Origin of the sequence: Methyloceanibacter sp. (assembly GCF_051306395.1) — a bacterium.
Taxonomy (GTDB): Bacteria; Pseudomonadota; Alphaproteobacteria; order Rhizobiales; family Methyloligellaceae; genus Methyloceanibacter.
The window spans coordinates 1-17286 of the sequence record NZ_JBPPND010000016.1; the positions used below are offsets into that span (position 1 = coordinate 1).

At 63.9% G+C, this 17286-nt stretch carries 21 protein-coding genes; 6 read left to right on the forward strand and 15 right to left on the reverse strand.

Features of this window, described 5'->3' with window-relative positions:
• From ACSLE4_RS01030 to ACSLE4_RS01040, 3 genes are all read right to left on the reverse strand, one after another.
• On the reverse strand, window positions 1-209 hold a 209-nt coding region (locus ACSLE4_RS01030), incomplete at its 3' end, for a Crp/Fnr family transcriptional regulator (RefSeq protein ID WP_435902633.1).
• A 312-nt stretch (window positions 210-521) separates the two neighbouring features.
• Entirely contained in the window at window positions 522-1217 is a 696-nt protein-coding gene (locus ACSLE4_RS01035; protein WP_435902634.1) for an extracellular catalytic domain type 1 short-chain-length polyhydroxyalkanoate depolymerase, read from the reverse strand.
• A gap of 411 nt (window positions 1218-1628) precedes the next feature.
• Complete coding sequence (locus tag ACSLE4_RS01040) at window positions 1629-1835, reverse strand: hypothetical protein (protein WP_435902635.1); 207 nt, start codon at window positions 1833-1835, stop codon at window positions 1629-1631.
• A 348-nt stretch (window positions 1836-2183) separates the two neighbouring features.
• On the opposite strand from ACSLE4_RS01040, the gene ACSLE4_RS01045 reads away from it, so the two are divergent.
• Together ACSLE4_RS01045 and ACSLE4_RS01050 are read left to right on the forward strand one after the other, a co-directional pair.
• Window positions 2184-2477 (forward strand): hypothetical protein, encoded by a 294-nt coding sequence (locus ACSLE4_RS01045; RefSeq protein WP_435902636.1) that lies wholly within the window; start codon window positions 2184-2186, stop codon window positions 2475-2477.
• Between the two features lie 262 nt (window positions 2478-2739).
• Window positions 2740-3978, forward strand: a complete 1239-nt coding sequence (locus ACSLE4_RS01050) for a hypothetical protein (RefSeq protein ID WP_435902637.1) — start codon at window positions 2740-2742, stop codon at window positions 3976-3978.
• Between the two features lie 26 nt (window positions 3979-4004).
• On the opposite strand, the gene truA is transcribed toward ACSLE4_RS01050, so the two are convergent.
• From truA to def, 5 genes are all read right to left on the reverse strand, one after another.
• Window positions 4005-4742 carry a tRNA pseudouridine(38-40) synthase TruA gene (truA, locus tag ACSLE4_RS01055; protein WP_435902638.1) on the reverse strand — a complete coding sequence of 246 codons (738 nt, stop codon included), beginning with the start codon at window positions 4740-4742 and terminating at the stop codon, window positions 4005-4007.
• A gap of 129 nt (window positions 4743-4871) precedes the next feature.
• Window positions 4872-5798, reverse strand: a complete 927-nt coding sequence (gene fmt / locus ACSLE4_RS01060; protein ID WP_435902639.1) for a methionyl-tRNA formyltransferase — start codon at window positions 5796-5798, stop codon at window positions 4872-4874.
• A gap of 5 nt (window positions 5799-5803) precedes the next feature.
• On the reverse strand, window positions 5804-6226 hold the full coding sequence (locus ACSLE4_RS01065) for a type II toxin-antitoxin system VapC family toxin (protein ID WP_435902640.1): 423 nt from the start codon (window positions 6224-6226) through the stop codon (window positions 5804-5806).
• Window positions 6223-6468, reverse strand: a complete 246-nt coding sequence (locus tag ACSLE4_RS01070; RefSeq protein ID WP_435902641.1) for a FitA-like ribbon-helix-helix domain-containing protein — start codon at window positions 6466-6468, stop codon at window positions 6223-6225. Before ACSLE4_RS01070 ends, ACSLE4_RS01065 begins: the two co-directional genes overlap by 4 nt.
• A gap of 51 nt (window positions 6469-6519) precedes the next feature.
• Complete coding sequence (def, locus tag ACSLE4_RS01075) at window positions 6520-7038, reverse strand: peptide deformylase (RefSeq protein WP_435902642.1); 519 nt, start codon at window positions 7036-7038, stop codon at window positions 6520-6522.
• 134 nt (window positions 7039-7172) lie between these two features.
• On the opposite strand from def, the gene ACSLE4_RS01080 reads away from it, so the two are divergent.
• Together ACSLE4_RS01080 and ACSLE4_RS01085 are read left to right on the forward strand one after the other, a co-directional pair.
• Window positions 7173-8444: a DNA recombination protein RmuC gene (locus ACSLE4_RS01080; RefSeq protein ID WP_435902643.1), complete on the forward strand. Its 1272-nt coding sequence runs from the start codon at window positions 7173-7175 to the stop codon at window positions 8442-8444.
• The gene (locus tag ACSLE4_RS01085) at window positions 8444-8893 is read left to right on the forward strand and encodes a potassium channel family protein (RefSeq protein WP_435902644.1); all 450 of its coding nucleotides are present in this window, start codon (window positions 8444-8446) and stop codon (window positions 8891-8893) included. Before ACSLE4_RS01080 ends, ACSLE4_RS01085 begins: the two co-directional genes overlap by 1 nt.
• Here ACSLE4_RS01085 and ACSLE4_RS01090 read toward each other — a convergent pair.
• The 4 genes from ACSLE4_RS01090 to ACSLE4_RS01105 are packed head-to-tail and all read right to left on the reverse strand — an operon-like array spanning window position 8820 to window position 12463.
• Window positions 8820-9800 carry a metal ABC transporter permease gene (locus ACSLE4_RS01090; protein ID WP_435902645.1) on the reverse strand — a complete coding sequence of 327 codons (981 nt, stop codon included), beginning with the start codon at window positions 9798-9800 and terminating at the stop codon, window positions 8820-8822. The genes ACSLE4_RS01085 and ACSLE4_RS01090 overlap by 74 nt on opposite strands.
• A complete protein-coding gene (locus ACSLE4_RS01095) occupies window positions 9797-10666 on the reverse strand; it encodes a metal ABC transporter permease (protein ID WP_435902646.1) in 870 nt (289 codons plus the stop codon). The genes ACSLE4_RS01090 and ACSLE4_RS01095 overlap by 4 nt, the downstream gene beginning before the upstream one ends.
• Entirely contained in the window at window positions 10663-11568 is a 906-nt protein-coding gene (locus ACSLE4_RS01100) for a manganese/iron ABC transporter ATP-binding protein (RefSeq protein WP_435902647.1), read from the reverse strand. The genes ACSLE4_RS01095 and ACSLE4_RS01100 overlap by 4 nt, the downstream gene beginning before the upstream one ends.
• Window positions 11555-12463 carry a metal ABC transporter substrate-binding protein gene (locus ACSLE4_RS01105; protein WP_435902669.1) on the reverse strand — a complete coding sequence of 303 codons (909 nt, stop codon included), beginning with the start codon at window positions 12461-12463 and terminating at the stop codon, window positions 11555-11557. Before ACSLE4_RS01105 ends, ACSLE4_RS01100 begins: the two co-directional genes overlap by 14 nt.
• 364 nt (window positions 12464-12827) lie before the next feature.
• Between ACSLE4_RS01105 and ACSLE4_RS01110 the strand changes: the two genes are divergently transcribed.
• Both ACSLE4_RS01110 and ACSLE4_RS01115 read left to right on the forward strand, forming a co-directional pair.
• On the forward strand, window positions 12828-14162 hold the full coding sequence (locus tag ACSLE4_RS01110) for an AmpG family muropeptide MFS transporter (RefSeq protein ID WP_435902648.1): 1335 nt from the start codon (window positions 12828-12830) through the stop codon (window positions 14160-14162).
• Window positions 14159-14362 carry a hypothetical protein gene (locus ACSLE4_RS01115; protein WP_435902649.1) on the forward strand — a complete coding sequence of 68 codons (204 nt, stop codon included), beginning with the start codon at window positions 14159-14161 and terminating at the stop codon, window positions 14360-14362. Before ACSLE4_RS01110 ends, ACSLE4_RS01115 begins: the two co-directional genes overlap by 4 nt.
• A 102-nt stretch (window positions 14363-14464) precedes the next feature.
• On the opposite strand, the gene recR is transcribed toward ACSLE4_RS01115, so the two are convergent.
• The 3 genes from recR to ACSLE4_RS01130 are packed head-to-tail and all read right to left on the reverse strand — an operon-like array spanning window position 14465 to window position 17222.
• Complete coding sequence (gene recR / locus ACSLE4_RS01120) at window positions 14465-15070, reverse strand: recombination mediator RecR (RefSeq protein WP_435902650.1); 606 nt, start codon at window positions 15068-15070, stop codon at window positions 14465-14467.
• 7 nt (window positions 15071-15077) lie between these two features.
• Window positions 15078-15398 (reverse strand): YbaB/EbfC family nucleoid-associated protein, encoded by a 321-nt coding sequence (locus ACSLE4_RS01125; protein ID WP_435902651.1) that lies wholly within the window; start codon window positions 15396-15398, stop codon window positions 15078-15080.
• A gap of 15 nt (window positions 15399-15413) precedes the next feature.
• Complete coding sequence (locus ACSLE4_RS01130; RefSeq protein WP_435902652.1) at window positions 15414-17222, reverse strand: DNA polymerase III subunit gamma/tau; 1809 nt, start codon at window positions 17220-17222, stop codon at window positions 15414-15416.
• Window positions 17223-17286: the final 64 nt, after the last annotated feature.

Here is a 17286-nt window from a genome sequence, read left to right on the forward strand (position 1 = left end):
TCGCCAAAGAAGTCCCCTTTTCCATGCAGCGCTACGATCGCTTCCTTGCCTTGCTCCGATACTACAGAGACTTTGCAATTGCCGCTCTGGATGTAAAAGACGCTGTCACAGGGGTCGCCTTGGGCGAAGACATTTTCGCCTTTACGGTATTTTACGGGGGTCTTTCCCCCGTTTACCGCTGTGAGAAAGACTCTAAGGTTGAACGCCATTCCAGGCTCCATTGGTGCCGCCGGCTATTATACCAAGGCGGAAACATCCCGAAAAGTCCTTGATGTACATCAATCCAAGCGCTTTCCGCCCGTGGGCTCCATGGAGCGGGTCAGCCCCCAGAAACGCCCTATGTGGCGGGTAGATGAGATGCCGACTTCAAGCATGTAGTTGCCGCTTATTCCGTAGCCATCGGCACCCCCGGCCTCAAGCGGCGTACCATGTCCCATTTGCGTGATGCAATATTCCTCGATGACTTCGCAGCCGTCAGAGTCGCACCAGACCTGTCTTGGATAACCATCCACCAGTTCGGTTCACGTCGGCGGTCCCTCGACATCGTGCAGCGTCTGCCACTGCCTCACAATGGCAGCGGCGTTGGCAGGATGGACGGTATGGTCCCTGCTGCCATGCCAGACGGAAATCGTCGGCCAATCCTCGACAGCTTCCGAGGCGCCGCGGACCAGCGCGTCTAGCTTCCGGTCCGACGGCCCGCCATATCCATTCATGCGACAGAGGGCCTGCATCAGCGAATTGGCGCTTCTGTAGGGCAGCCCAGCAATAATCGCGCCGCCGGCGAACGTCTCCGGATAAGTCGCCAGCATGACCGAGGTCATTGCACCACCAGAGGAAAGTCCGGTGATGAAGATACGATCACGATCAATAGCGTGATCGGCAACAACCTGCGTGATCATCTGTGAGATGGAAAGCGGCTCTCCGCCGCCGCGATGGCTATCGCCCAGCCTGAACCAGTTAAAACTCCGCATGGGATTATTGGACTGACTTTGCTCAGGAAACAGGAGCGCAATACCATGTTGATCGGCGAGTGCGGACCATCCGGACCCATAGTCATAGCTCCCTGCCGTCTGCCTGCAGCCGTGCAGCACGACGACGAGCGGACCGCCTTTTGGGAAGTTTTCAGGGATGTAGGTCTTTGCCCGCAATGAACCGGGGTTTGATCCGAACTCGTTCATAACGGCCAAGTGCCGGGCAGGATTGCAAACCGCCATCATGGGTTCCTTTGCTTCAATCGACTTCGCGGGAAACCACGGCGCTTGTCGCCTTGGCGACATTTGAGTGGGCTCGTATGAACGGGGGGCTGAGGGCACGCGGTCTTTAGTCAATCTAGTCGCCTTGGCACAACTTATCTGTGCTCAATAGAACACCCGCAGCGATTTAATCCTGCTATGGCATTCGTGGGGGAAGACACACCAGAGGTTGCTTTGGGTCGCGCTTGAGGAACCATTTGTGTCTTCGAATGTTGAAGCTTCAGTCGAAGGGATTATCTCATGCACAACATATTCTGGATCATTGGCGTGATCGTGGTCGTCCTAGTCTTGCTGTCTTTCTTCGGACTGCGTTAAGGCGAGCATTCAAGTCATCCAACATGCAGTGACGCCACGATGGCATCAACGCCTCCCGCACTATTCGCGCTGCGCCTGCTCGCGTGCCCTTTTGAGCGCTTGCACAAGCCCCGAATAGAAGCTCTGCATATTCGTGACTTTGTGATCGGGCCCTAGATAGCCCTGGATCAGCGCATGGGCGGTGGCTTTCGCATCGGCTTCGATGCGCTCTTGCAGCTCGTCGCCTTCCCGCACAATACGGGCAATGCCTTCGGCCTGGTCTTCCATTGGAGCCTCCCTCGGTTGGGCTCCCCCGCTCGAATAGGATGGCAGAGCAGGCTGGCGCCCGCCAAGTGCCCATCGGCGAGGTTCGCGGAACTGACCCTCGGCCCTGGTGCTGGACTAGCGACAATTGTCGGGTGTTCTCACCGCCTTTAGTCACTAGCCCAAGCGCTATGGCCTGCACCCGGTTCCAAAGACACCGAGTTAGGTGTTTTGATGGAACTGGAGGTGGGTCATGGAACGACGGAAGTTTACACGCGAGTTCAAGCTTGAGGCTGTGCGGCTGATCAGGGATCGAGGCGTATCTTATGTGCAGGCCACTAAGCTGGTTTGTCCGAAAGGAGACCCCAGAAAATGAATAACCTAGAACATCGGGGCGACTTTGACCTGAGGGAAAGGGAGACGATTCAGGACGAGGCACGTTTCTTTCTGCATGAGATGTACGAATGCCGAGACGAGCAATTCGTCCAGCTTGGCAGCATGTCCATCGTCGGCATCGCAACGATCCGAGAAGTGTTCCTGAAACTTGAGCAGGAAGGTCTAGTTGAGTTCGTACGGCGCCCGATCCCGTGGCCGGCATGGTGTATCAAGTTGACTGAACTCGGAGCAAAGCGTGCGGAGATGCTGTTCTCCGTTCCCGTCCAGTAGGATCTGGAAGCGCTTGTTGCGGGAGCGCCCTGCAAATGCCGGGCTTCTTCAGGCAGAGGCCGTGGCGGCGCGGTCGAGAGGCCGCGCTCCGCCCCGAGCGTCCGTCCAAAGCGCCTCAAGTCTTTAGCTCCTGAGAAACGTTTTGCGTGCAGCATTGACGCCGGGATTCGGGGTGCAATAAGACGTTTTCGGCCAGTTTTCATCATATGGCCGCCACGGTTTTTTCGAAGAGTGGGGCTCAAGAGCTCTCGGGGATTTCGGATTGCGCGAGACCGTCAGAACGCTTCTCTTCGGCTTGGCTATCGGCGCCGCCTTGACCGGCCCGGTGACAGCCGGGGAACAGCTGGTGATGCCCTTCTCTTGCGGCGTCATTGGCGGGCAGGTTTCGCTCGCGCCGAGCGCGCCGCGGGCCTACCAGATTTTCGGCCGTGCGGAGCACAAGCGGCTGACCACCTGCTCCCCCTACGACCCCCGGAAGTGCCACAACTGGTCCGTCCATCGCTTCGATCTCGACTGCGGCGGGGTCAGGACGAGCTGGCAATCGGTCGTGGCCGCCCTGTCGCCGATCCTCGCTGAGAGCGCAGGAGATGCCTATGCCGGCCCAAACGGCGGGCCGGCATACGGCCCTCCGGGGCGCGCGGGGCCCTACCGGCCAGGGGCAGGGGGTCTCGCCTTCCCGCGCGGCTTTGCGCCCAACCCCATGAAGGTCGCTCGCTTCAAGCGGACAGCGCCTGTGGTTGCCGACATGCCCCTGCCGCCCAAGAAGCCGGAGGTGACGGCGCCGTCTCAGGTCGCCGCGATCGAGACACGCCCCGAACCAACTGCCCCAGAACCGGCGGCGCCTGAACCAGCGGCCACGCCCTCAACGGAGAGCAAAGCGGAGGCCGCCGATCAGACCGTGGCCGACAAGGCGTCGGCCAAGTCTCCGGCCAAGCAAAAGCCCGCGGAGGTTGCGGAGCACCGGGCCCTGAAAATCGAGGTCGATTCCGAGGTGACGGGCGCGCTGCCGAAGTCCAGCGCGAGCGCCGCGCTGTGGCAGGACGCCTCGACGGTGTTCACGTGGACGCTCGCCCTCCTGTTCGCTTTGTCCGCCACCCTTCTTCTGGGACGGCGCAGGTTGATGGAACGGCTGCCGATGCCCGCCACGTTCCTGCAATTGCGCGGACCGGCGCAGCCCCCCGCCGTGCGGACGCCCGATCCGGAGCCCGACCCGGAGGCGGTCCAACAAAAAGAGGCTACGGCAAGCCGCTTACGCCTGTGGGACGAGGGCTGGCTGCCGCGCACGACGCTCGAAGCGCTCGACGTGCTCGGCGTCGATCCCGATGCCAGCCGGGACGCGATGAAGACCACCGTCACGCGGCTGCGCCGCGCGCTGCATCCCGACCACGCGATCGATGAAGAGGATCGCACTTTACGCGAACGCCGGCTGAAGCAGATCAACGTGGCCTGGGACATCGTCTCCAAGAAACGGCGCGTGCCCTGGCTCAAGCAGTCGGCGTAGTCCGGCGCCGGTCCGGCACGCGCCTATCAATAATCCACGCGAACAAGGTAGAGCCCGCAAGCGGGCGCCACGGGACCGCAAGCCGCGCGGTCGCGGGCGTCCAAGGCCTTTTGCAAATCCGCCCTGGTCCAGCGGCCCTCGCCCACGGCTTTCAGCGAGCCGACCATGGAGCGCACCTGATTGTGCAGGAAAGACCGGGCGGAGGCCTCGATCCTTAGAACCTCGCCGTGGCGCGACACCTCCAGCCTTTGAAGCGTCTTCTCGGGTGACGCGGCCTGGCACTCGATGGAGCGAAACGTCGTAAAGTCGTGATGGCCGACGAGCACTTGCGCCGCCTCGTGCATCGCCTTGGCGTCGAGGGGGCGGAACACGCCCCAGGCGCGGTTGCGCTCCAGCGCCAGGGGGCTGCGACGATCGATGATGCGATAGAGATAATGCCGAGCCTTGGCCGAGAAACGCGCATCGAAGTCGTCCGCGGCGCGCTCACAGGTCAGGACGGATATCGGCTCGGGCCGCACTTGGGCATTCAGCGCATCGCGGACCTTGTTGGGCGCCCAGTCCTTGGCGAGATCGAAATGGGCGACCTGGCCGAGCGCATGCACGCCGGCATCGGTGCGCCCGGCCCCGCGCGGCGTCACGTCCTCGCCGGAGAAATCCACGATGGCTTTCGCGAGCCGGCCCTGAACCGACATCTGGCCGTCTTGAAGCTGCCAGCCGACGAAGGGCGTGCCGTCATATTCGAGAGTGAGCTTGTAGCGGGGCATGGCTAAACAGTCGGCTCAATCAGGTCTTCGTCATGCCCGGCTTCGTGCCGGGCATCCACGATTTCGGACCGTGGCACATTGAAAGACGTGGATGGCCGGGACAAGCCCGGCCATGACGCGTGGCGGGATTCAATCAATCACCGTGCCTGGGCGCAACGAGGTTCCGCGCAGGAAGGCTTCGCCCGCCGTGGCTTTTCGCCCGGCGCGCTGCACCTTGGTCAGCCGCACCGCGCCCTTGCCGCAGGCGACCGTCAGGCGCTCGTCAAGCAACGTGCCGGCCACGCCGCTGCCTTCGGCGAGCACGGAGCCCAGAACCTTCACGCGCTCGCGCCTGCCGCCCTGCTCGAACTCAAACCAGGCGCCGGGATAAGGGGCGAGCCCGCGGATATGGTCGTGCACCTCTTGCGCGGGAAGCGTCCAGGCGATGCGCGTCTCCTTGTTGTCGAGCTTCGCGGCATAGGTGACGTCCGCGTCGTTCTGCGCCTGACAGTCGAGCGTGCCGTCTTCCAGCGCGGCCAGTGCTTTGACCATCTGCGCCGCGCCGTGCTCGGCAAGCACCTCGTGCAATTCGCCGGCTGTCATGTTCGGGCCGATCTCCATACGTTCGACCAAACACACCGGGCCGGCGTCGAGTCCTTCGGTGACGCGCATGATGGCAACGCCGGTGACCGCGTCGCCCGCCATGATGGCGCGGTTGATGGGGGCGGCGCCGCGCCAGCGCGGCAGCAGCGACGCATGGATATTGAAGACGCCTTGCTTGGTCGCTTCCAGGACCGGCTTCGGCAGGATCAGGCCATAGGCGACGACAACCGCGGCATCGGCCTTGAGATCGGCAAAACGCTTCTGCTCGGCCTCGCTCTTGAGGCCGTCGGGCACGCGCACCTCGAGGCCTGCGGCTTCAGCGGCTTCATGCACCGGAGATTTGCGCAATGCCATGCCGCGGCCGGCGGCGCGCGGCGGCTGCGAATAGACCGCCACGATCTCGTGGCCCGCTTTACGGAGGGCCTGCAGAGCCGGCACGGCAAAGTCCGGCGTGCCCATGAAGACGATGCGCATGGGGGTCAGTCCCTACTAAAGGGATCAATCAGGCTGAGGCCAGTATGCCTGAAGTGAGCCGTGTTGCGGGTTGCCAGCGTCGCGCCGTTGGCCTGAGCGACGGCTGCGATCATGGCGTCGATCGTTTCGATGGTCTTGCCGTCGTTTTCGAGCTTCGCAACCAGATCTCCGTAAGCCTCGGCCGCGATAGTGTCGAATGGCAAGACGCGGTCTTCGAAATCTTCATCGATGATCTGGCGGTAGGCGCGCAGCAGGGTCCGCTTGCGTCGCGAGTCTTCCAGCCGAGCGATGCCGTAGCCGATCTCGGCCAGAACCGGCGCACAAAGATAAAGCTCATTCCAAGGCTGATTGTCGAGCCAGCCGATGACCGCCGGGTCGGGGACACGCCGCATCGTCTCCGAAACGACGTTCGTATCGAGAACGATCATTCGAAATCAGGCGGGCGCCGCGGCAGCTGGTCGGGCGGTTCCTCAAGCTCCACCCCACCAACCGGCCGCAAACGTTCCACCAGCGCGCTGCCAAGGCCGCGGGCGGGGCGCGGACTCTCGGCCATGGCCCGGCCGAGCAAGTCCTCGGCTTCATCGGACAAGCTGCGGCCGCTTCGGCGCGCCAGAGCCTCGAGGCGCCGCTTGAGCTTGGGATCGAGATTGCGGATCAGCAGGTCGGTCATTTGATATCAATGATATCAAATCGGGCGCCAGTTGGCAAATGCCTATCCGCCCTACATCGCCTCGGCGCGCTTATGCTTGGTGAACTTCTTGACGATCATGTCGCGCTTCAGCCGCGACAGATAGTCGATGAACAGGACGCCGTTCAGGTGATCGATCTCGTGCTGGACGATCGTGGCCCAGATGTCTTCGAGCTCGACCTCCTGCGGCTTGCCTTCACGGTCCAGGAAGGCGACGCGCGCCACGGCCGGGCGCTCCACTTCCGCCGTAACCTCGGGGATAGACAGGCAGCCCTCCTCGTGTGTCCGCAGTTCGTCGGAGAGGGCCAGGATTTCCGGGTTGGCCATGACGATCGGGTCCGGCGGATCTTCGTCGCGGGCCGCGTCCATGACAATAACCCGCCGCGAGATGCCGATCTGCGGGGCGGCCAGCCCCACGCCCGGGGCGTCGTACATGGTGGCAAGCATGTCGTCCATCAGCGTGCGCAATTCGTCGTCGACCCGCTCGACGGGCTCGGCTGTGGTGCGCAACACCGGATCCGGGATGGTGATGATGGGATAGATCGAGGCCATGCTTCAGGCTGACATTGGGTTCAGGCTGACATAAGGACCGGGCGCGTTCCGGTCAATGCGCCCGTTTCTTCCATCGGCTCCGCCGCGTGTTCCTGTTTTGGTCTGAACCGGCGAATCAGCCTATAGCTTTTCCCATGGCTTTAGAGCCCTTGCAGGTGGGGAGCGTCACGCTCGATCCCGTACTTATCGGTCTCGCGCTCGCGGGCCTCGCCGTTGTTGCGCTCATCGTCCTGGCGATCGTGCTCATCGTGCATATGAGCCGGCGCAAGCAGGAGGCCTCCACCAGCGACGCCCACCTCGGCGAACTGAAAGTGCGGCTGCAGACGCTTGCCGAGATCAGCGTCACGCGACACGGAGAGCTGGCGCGGGCGGTGAACGAGCGGCTCGACCGCATGACCCACAAAGTGGGCACCGACCTCAACGAGACGGCGCGCAAGACGCACGAATCCATCTCCAAGCTCAACGAGCGGCTGGCGGTGATCGACACGGCGCAGAAGAACCTGACGGACCTCTCCAGCAACATGGTGAGCCTTCAGGAAATATTGGCCAACAAGCAGGCGCGCGGCGCCTTCGGCCAGATGCGCATGGAGGCCATCGTCCAGGACGGCCTGCCGGTGGGCGCCTACACGTTCCAGGCGACGCTTTCCAACGGCAAGCGACCGGACTGCCTCCTGCATATGCCCAATACGCCGGCGGGTGTGGTGATCGACGCCAAATTCCCGCTGGAAGGTTTCGAGGCCTACCGTGTCGCCCGCCGCGACGAGGAGAAAAAGGTGGCGGCGCGGCAGGTGCGGACCGACGTGGGCCGCCACATCGAAGCGATGGCCGAGCGCTATCTGATCGCCGGCGAGACGCAGGACACCGCCATCCTGTTCGTGCCGTCGGAGGCGATCTACGCAGACCTCGCCGAACATTTCTCGGACATCGTGCAGAAGGCGCACCGGGCGCGCATCGTCATCTGCGCGCCGAACATGTTGATGCTCGCGGTGCAGACCATGCAGGCCATCCTCAAAGACGTGCAGATGCGCGAGCAGGCGCATCTCATCCAGCGCGAGGTGGCGACGCTGATGGAGGACATGGGACGCTTCCGCGACCGGGTGCTCGACCTGCAACGGCATTTTGGCCAGGCGAACGCGGATATCGACAAAATCCTCACCTCCTCGGATAAGATCACCAAGCGCGGGCAGAAGATCGAAAGTCTCGACTTCGAAGAGGAGGCCAAAGCCGAGATCGCGAAGAAGAACGGCAGCGCGCAGCCGCAGGTGGCGGCGACACCGGCACCGCCCGCGGCCCAAGCCCGGCCTGTGCCCCAAGCCCCGCCTGCGCCCCAAGTCCAACCGGCGCCCAGGCCGCGCCGCGAGGGCCCGCGCATCATCCGGCAACCAGATTTGTTGGCAGGCGAATAATGCTCGAAACCATGGACGGCTCGATGTTCGATCAGGTCGTCGTGGGCGGCGGCGCGAGCCTGGCCAATCTCATCATCCACGCCGTGCTCGTGGGCGCCATCGTCGCCACCGTGCGGCGCTTGAGGATGGAAGGCGGCTCGGCACCGAGCTTCCTGCGCTACACGCTGGTGATCGTGGCCACCGGCACGCTGCTCGTGGCCGGGCATTTCAGCGAGGTGGTGCTGTGGGCTTACACATATCACTGGGTGGGCGCCACGCCGCCGGGCACGGATCTGATCTATTTCGCCTTCGGCAACTACACGACGCTCGGCTATGGCGACACTGTGCCGGTGCCGGAATGGCATCTGCTCGGGCCCCTGACGGCGCTGAACGGGGTCATGCTGATCGGCTGGTCGACGGCCTTGATCTTCGAGATTTTGCGGCGCTCGGGCCCCCAGACGCAAAGCTGAGGCTCCGCGGATTACCGAACAGATCGAGCGGCGCCGGCGCGCCGCCACCAGCGGGCTTAGAAGGCTGCAGCCTCTTAAGCGCCCAGAGCCCGCGCTTCGGCGCGAACAGGAACGCGGCGAGGAAGACGGACGCCTGCACCAGCACGATACAGGCGCCGGTCGCGCCGTCGATGTGGAAGCTGATGAGCGTGCCGAGCGCGGCGGAGCTGCACGCCACAGCCACCGCGATCACCAGCATCCTGCCGAAGCGGTCGGTCAGCAGATAGGCCGTGGCGCCGGGCGCGATCAGCATGGCAATCACCAAAATGATGCCGACGGCTTTGATCGAGCTGACGATGGTCAGCGACAGCAAGATCAGCAGGCCGTAATGCAGGACGCGCACGGGCAAGCCGATGGCGCGCGCATGATTGGGATCGAAGCAATAGAGCAAGAGATCGCGGCGCTTGACGAGCACGATGAGGAGGGTGCCGCCGGCGATGATCGCGGTTTCTATGAGGTCGGCCGCGGTGACGCCCAGCACATTGCCGAACAAAATGTGGTTCAAGTGCTGGTCGGTCTCAACCTTGGTGAACAGCACCAGACCGAAGCCGAACATGCCGGAGAACACGATGCCCATGACCGTGTCTTCTTTTACGCGGCTGTTGTCCTTGAGGTAGCCGGTCGCAAGCGCGCAGGCGAGCCCCGCGACGAAGGCGCCGATGACCAGCGGGATGCCCAGCACGAAGGCGATGACGATGCCGGGCAGCACGGCGTGCGAGATGGCGTCGCCCATGAGCGACCAGCCCTTGAGCACGAGATAGCAGGAGAGCACGGCGCAGACGGTGGCGACGAGCAGCGCCATGCCGAGCGCACGCTGCATGAAGCCATAGGCAAGAGGCTCGGCGAAGAAGGCGACCGGATCCATCATGCGGCGGCCTCCGGCACCGCGTGACGCTTGCGGCGCGCGGCCAGCACGCCGTGCCTCGGCGCGAAATAGAAGGCGGTGAGAAAGAGCAGGGTTTGCAGGGTAACGATGACCCCGCCCGTGGCGCCGTTGACGAAATAGGAGAGATAGGCGCCGACGAAGCTGGTCCCCGCGCCGATGGCGATGGCAATCAGAATAAGCCTACTGAAGCGGTCGGTGAGCAGATAGGCGGTGGCGCCCGGCGTCACCACCATGGCGATCACAAGGCAGGCGCCCACGGTCTGGAGCGCCGCCACGGTGCAGGCGCTGAGCAGCGTGAAGAAGACGATCTTCAAGGCCCAAGTGTTGATGCCGATGCTCCTCGCATGGGTCTCGTCGAAGAACGTGACCATCAGGTCCTTCCAGATGAAGGCCAGGATGATGAAGGACACGCCGGCGATGATCACGACCTGCATGGCATCCTCGTCGGGAATAGCGAGGATGTTGCCGAGCACGATGGTCTGGATCGATACGGAAGTCGGATGCAACGAGGCCATCAGAAGGCCGAGCGCGAACAGCGTGGTGAAGACGAGACCGATAATGGCGTCCTCGCGCAGGCGCGAATGCTGCTTGACGAAGATCATTGAGAGCGCCGCGAGAATGCCGGCGAAGAAGGCGCCCGCGGCAAACGGCGCGCCGATGATATAGGCGCCGGCCACGCCCGGCACGATGGAGTGGCCCAGCGCATCGCCCATCAGCGACCAGCCCTTCAACATGAGATAGGCGGACAGGAAGGCGCAGACCGCCCCCACGAGCGCGCTGACCCACATGGCCTTCCACATATAGTCGTAGCTGAACGGGATCAGGAGTTCGGAGAAGACGGCGCTCATTCCGGGCGGTCCTGATCTTCTTTGCGCCTCTTGGCCTTGCCGCCATAGATGACCAGCGGCCGCTCATCGTCGGTGAGCACGGTGAGCTTGCGCGTGTCGTCGTCCTCGTGCAGCGCATGGCCGCCGAGCTCGAAATTACGCAGCACGCCACCGAAGGTGCGCTCCAGGTTCTCCTGGGTGAAAGTTTCCGCCGTGGGCCCGGCGGCCAGCACCGTGCGGTTGAGCAGCACGACCTGATCGCAGAAGTCCGGCACGCTGCCGAGATTGTGGGTCGAGACCAGCATCAGGTGACCGGACGCGCGCAGCTCCCGCAAGAGATCGATGATCGCGGTCTCGGTGGTGACGTCGATGCCGGTGAACGGCTCATCGAGCAGGATGATGCGGCCTTCTTGAGCCAGAGCGCGGGCGAGGAAAACGCGCTTCTTCTGGCCGCCGGACAGTTCGCCGATCTGCCGCTCGCGGTAAGCGCTCATGCCGACGCGCTCCAGGGCCTGGTCCACCTTGCGGCGGTCCTCCCGTGTCGGCACGCGCAGGAAATTCATGTGGCCGTAACGGCCCATCATCACCACGTCCTCGACCAGGACGGGGAAGTTCCAATCGACGTCCTCGCTCTGGGGCACATAGGCGACGATGTTCTGCGAGATGGCCTCGTCCACCGGAAGACCGCACAGCCTGACCTCGCCGGCGGACGGCTTCACGAAGCCCATGATGGCCTTGAAGATGGTGGACTTGCCGCTGCCGTTGACGCCGACAAGGGCGCAGATCGTGCCAGGGCCGAGCGCGAAGGACGCGTCATGCACCGCGGTGAAGCCGTTGGGATAGGTGACGCTCAGGTCGCGCACCTCGACGCTCGCAGGAAGCGTGGGCACCTCGTTGCGCGTCAGGAGATCAAGCGGGCTCATCTTCGAGCCCTTTGTCTTCAAACCCTGCGGCGATGGTCTCCACGGTCACGCGCAGGAGATCGAGATAGGTGGGCACGGGTCCATCCTCGGTCGAGAGCGAGTCCACATAGAGCACGCCGCCATAGCGCGCGCCGGATTCCTTGGCGACTTGCCTGGCGGGCCGATCCGAGATCGTACTCTCCGAGAACACCACGGGGATGCCGTTGTCGCGCACCAGCTCGATCACGTGGCGCACCTGTTGCGGCGTGCCCTGCTGGTCGGCGTTGATGGGCCAGAGATAGGCTTCGCGCATATCGTAATCGCGCGTGAGATAGGCGAAGGCGCCTTCGGATGTGACGAGCCAGCGCTTGTCTTTGGGGATGGCGGACAGCCGCTTGCGCAAGGGCGCATCCATCGCCTTGATTTTCTCGGCGTAGGCAGCCGCGTTCTTGTTGTAGGTCTCCGCGTTCTTCGGGTCGTGCTCGGCGAACGCCTTGCGAATGTTCTCCACATAGATCAACGCGCTCGACGGCGACATCCAGGCATGGGGGTTGGGCTTGCCGTTATACGGCCCCTCGGTGATGCCCATGGGCTCGACACCGTCGCTCACCACCACGCTCGGCACGTCCTTCACATTGTGAAAAAACTTCTCGAACCAGCGCTCGAGGTTGAAGCCGTTCCACAGCACGAGGCCGGCGTCCTGCGCCTTGACGATGTCGAGCGGCGTCGGCTGATAGTCGTGGATCTCGGCGCCGGGCTTGGTGATGGACTCCACCACCGCCGCATCGCCGGCGACGTTCTGGGCGATGTCCTGGATGACCGTGAAGGTGGTGACCACGCGGAACTTGCCGTCGTCCGCGGAATCGCTTGTGGGCTCGCCGCATGCAGCCAGCGTGCCCAAGCTCAAGATCGCCATCACGGCGCCCAGTCGGGTGAGCCGCCGAACCCAGTCTAACGTCAAACAGTCCTCCTAATGACCCAAGAAGCCCCGTTTCTAATGTATCATAGCTGCAATTGCAACTTATTCGCAAGAGAGATCTTGGGGCAGGTGCCTCATCGTTTTCGGCCCCTCTGCACTCTCTGTTGTCATGCCCGCCAACGGGTACGGCCTTTGGCCGGCCCGATGACAGGCTCCAGCGGGCATCCAGTAACCACCGATCATCGTTGCTAGAACCGGCTGTGGTTACTGGACCGCCCGGTCAAGCCGGGCGATGACAACGGTGAGATGGCATTCGGTGAGACGGCATGACGAAACCGCTGGCGGCTGATAAGAACCATCCATGACGGAGACCGGGGGTACGACAGAACAATCGGGCTTGGCCGACGTGACGCGCAGTTGGACGGAGATCCTGTTCAACCGGAAGATGCTCGCCTGCATCTTCCTGGGCTTCACCTCGGGCATGCCGCTCTATGTCCTGATTTCCCTCGTGCCCGCCTGGTTGCGCAGCAACGACGTGAACCTGGCCACGATCGGCCTCTTCGCCCTGATCGGGCTGCCCTATACCTGGAAATTCGTCTGGTCCCCTCTGATGGACCGCTACAAACTGCCGTTCCTGGGGCGCCGGCGGGGCTGGGCACTGCTGACGCAGGTGGTGCTGCTGCTTGCGATCGGCGTGTTGGGCCAGTTCGATCCGTCCATCTCGCTCCAAGTCATCGTCGCGGTCGTGTTCGTGGTCGCCCTGTTCGGCGCGAGCCAAGACATCGTCATCGACGCTTACCGGCGGGAGCTCCTTGCCGACGACGAGCTCGGGACCGGCACGTCCATCTTCGTGAACGCCTACCGGCTTTCCGGACTGGTGCCGGGCTCTCTGGCCCTGATCCTGGCCGACCATCAGCCCTGGACGGTGGTGTTCTGGGTCACGGGCGCCTTCATGCTGGTCGGCATCGTCACGACATTGATGATCAGAGAAGTGAGCGACGACGCGCTGGCGCCGCACACTCTGCGAGAGGCGGTGATCGATCCCTTCGTCGAGTTCTTCAGCCGCGACGGCGGGATCAAGGCCGGGTTGGCCATCCTGGCCTTTCTGTTCCTCTACAAGCTGGGGGACAATATGGCCACGGCGCTGGCGACGCCCTTCTACATCGATATGGGCTACTCCTTAAGCGAGATCGGTTCCGTGGCGAAGGTGGCAGGCCTATGGGCCAGCATCGCCGGCGGCGTGCTCGGCGGCATCATCATGCTCAAGGTGAGCATCAACCGGGCGCTGTGGCTGTTCGGCTTCGTGCAGGTCTTCACCATCCTTCCCTATATCTGGCTGAGCCAGGCCGGACATTCGCTGCCGGGGCTGTTCGTCGTGGTCAGCGGCGAGTATCTCGGCGTCGGGCTTGGCACGATCGCGCTGACCGCCTTCATGGCGCGCGAAACCAGCAGAGCCTTTACGGCCACGCAATTTGCCCTGTTCTCGAGTTTCATCGCGGTGCCACGCACGGTGGCCAATGCATCGACCGGCTTTATCGTGGAAGCCGTGGGGTGGACGCAGTTCTTCATCCTCTGCACCATCGTGGCGATCCCCGGCATGCTGCTGTTGCTGAAGGTGGCGCCGTGGACGGACAAGCGTCTTCCGGACGCCGAAGAACTCGAAGAGCTCGAACGTCTCAAGGAGAAATCCACATGAGCTTCGACCGTCTGCTGGTCTTTATCGTGGTCGGGCTTACCTGCCTGCTGATCGGCGGCATGGGCGGGCTGTTCCTCGGCGCCACGTCAGAGCAAGAATCGTTTATCGAGACGCTCGCCCGCGCCAACTTCACGCCGGAGTGCAAGACGCAAGTCGAAGAGGCCTTGCGCGGCGGCGGCGCACCGCCAGCGAATCCATAGTGCACGCATCTCGGTCATTCCGGCGTAATCCGGAATCCAGGATTCAAGTCACGCCGCTTATTGCTCTGGATCCCGACTTTCGTGAGGATGACGGCTTCGTCGTTACATCGCCTTGCGGGCTTTGACGGCGGCGGCCAGCGTGCCTTCGTCGAGATAGTCGAGCTCGCCGCCGATGGGCACGCCCTGAGCCAGCCGCGACACCGCGACATTGCAGCCGGCAAGCTGATCCATCAGGTAGTGCGCGGTGGATTGGCCTTCCACGGTGGCGTTGAGCGCCAGCAGCACTTCGGTGACTTCCGGATCGCCAGCGCGGTCGATCAGCTTGGGGATGGTGAGGTCGTCGGGGCCGACGCCGTCGAGCGGCGAGAGCGTGCCGCCGAGCACATGGTAGAGCCCGTTGATCACCGCGGCGCGCTCCAGCGCCCAGAGGTCGCCCACCTCCTCCACCACGCAGATCATGGAACGGTCGCGCGTGTTGTCGCGACACAGCGTGCAGGGGCTTTGCGTGTCGATATTGCCGCAGGTTTCGCAGGTGAGGATGGTGTCGCGGGTCTCGGCGAGCGCCGCGGCCAGCGGATCGAGCAGCTGCTCCTTTTTCTTCACAAGATGCAGCGCCGCGCGCCGGGCAGAGCGGGGCCCGAGCCCCGGCAGCCGCGCCAGGAGCTGAATCAAGCGCTCGATCTCGGGGCCTGCCGCCGCGCGCGCCATCTTTTGGCTAGAAGAGCTTGAGGCCGGGCGGCAGGGGAAGACCCCCGGCCAGCGCCTGCATCTTCTCTTTCGTCGCGTCTTCGACCTTGGTCTTGGCGTCGGCGTGTGCGGCGGCGATGAGATCCTCCAGGATCTCGCCTTCTTCGGGCTTGAGCAGGGACGGGTCGATCTTGACGCCCGCCATCTCGCCCTTGCCGTTGAGCGTCACCACCACCATGCCGCCGCCGGAACGGCCTTCGCAGGCCAGGCGCTCCATCTCGGCCTGCATGTCGGCCATACGGCCTTGCAGTTCCTGCGCCTGCTTCATCATTTGCGTGAAGTTTTTCATCGGGTTCTCGTATTCCTAATTCGTCCCATCGTCCTTGAGGTCTTCTTCCGGCGCGGCCTCGACGCCGGCGCCATCGTCGGGCGCCGCGTCCGCCGTGGAGCGCACCGCCGCGATGCGGGCATCGGGGAAATGTTGCAGCACTTCTTGCACCGCGGGGTGCGCGCGCAGCTGCTCCATCTCGCGCTCGGCCTGCGCCCGGCGCTTGGCCCCCAAGGGCTCGGCACCTTCCTGATCGCTGGTCGATACGATCCATACCCGCCCTGTCCAGGCTTTGAGCTTGCGCATCAACTCCTGCAAGAGATCGGGGGCCGCAACGGGCAGAGGATTGACCTCGATATGGCCCGGCTTGAAGCGCACCACGCGCACCTGCTCCAGCAGCGCGTTCTTGAGCTTGAGATCGCGCTTGTCGTCCACCAAGGCCACGAGGTCCTCGAAGCTCTGCGGGGCCGGCAAGGCCGACGGCGGCGCGGGATTCTCGCTTTCGGGCGGCGCCCTGTGTTGAGCTTCGTCTCGAGCTGCGTCTTGGGCTGCGTCTTGGGCTTTCTCTTGAGGTTCGTCTTGGACTTCGTCCCGCGCTTCAGCGCGCGCGGGCGCGCGCTCCGGCGTTGACGGCGCGGACCGTGCGGCGCCGTTTCCGCCAGCGCTACCCTCTTTCAACTGGCGAGCAAGCTCGCCGGGCGGCGGCAGATCGGCGGCATAAGCGAGGCGCACCAGCACCATGTCGGCGGCGGCCTGCGGGCGCGGCGAGTTGCGCACCTCGTCGTGGCCCTTGAGCAGCATCTGCCAGGCGCGCGCCAGCACCGGCATGGAGAGGCGCTTGGCAAGGTCCTCGATGCGGGCGCGCTCAGCCTCGCTCGTGGCCGGATCGGCGCTCGCGATTCCTGCGGCCTTCACCACGGTCACCGCATGGACGGCGTCCGCCAAGTCCGTAACCACTTGGCCGGGCTCGGCGCCGTCTCTGTTCAATTGGTCGAACGTGGTGAGCGCGCCGCCGGCGTCGCCTTTGAGCACCGTCTCGAGCAGATCGAAGATGCGGGCACGGTCGGCAAGGCCGAGAAGTTCGCGCAACGTGTCCGCCGCGATCTTGCCTTCGCCGAAAGCGATAGCGCGGTCGAGGATGGAGAGCGCGTCGCGCACGGAGCCTTCCGCCGCGCGGGCGATCAGCGCCAGCGCCGCGGGATCGGCCTCGGCGCCTTCTTCCTTGGCGATGCGGGCGAGATGCTCGATCAACGCCTCGATCTCGATGCGCTTCAGATCGAAGCGCTGGCAGCGCGACAGGACGGTGACCGGGACCTTGCGCGCCTCGGTGGTGGCGAAAATGAACTTCACATGCTCCGGCGGCTCTTCCAGCGTTTTGAGCAAGCCATTGAAGGCCTGCTTCGACAGCATGTGCACCTCGTCGATGATGTAGACCTTGTAGCGGGCGGAGTTCGGCTTGTAGTGCGCGCTATCGATGAGATCGCGCACGTCGTCGATGCCAGTGTGGGAGGCGGCGTCCATCTCGACCACGTCGAGATGGCGGCTCTCCAGGATGGCGCGGCAATGAGCACCCTCTCCGGTGATGTCGAGGGTGGCACCTTCGCCGTTCGGCCCTTCGTAGTTGAGCGCGCGGGCGATGAGGCGGGCGGTAGTGGTCTTACCGACGCCGCGCACCCCCGTGAGCATATAGGCTTGGGCGATGCGGCCGCTCGAGAAAGCATTCCGCAGCGTCCGCACCATGGCGTCCTGGCCGATCAGCTCGGCAAAGACTTGCGGGCGGTACTTGCGGGCGAGCGCCGCGTGGCTGGCGGGCGCGCTCTTCGCTTGATCTTGGGCTTCGGCCATCGAGGGGTCGCACTCACGCCACGGCTTTAAGGATCTCGGGGCAGCGACAGGCGGCCCCGCCACT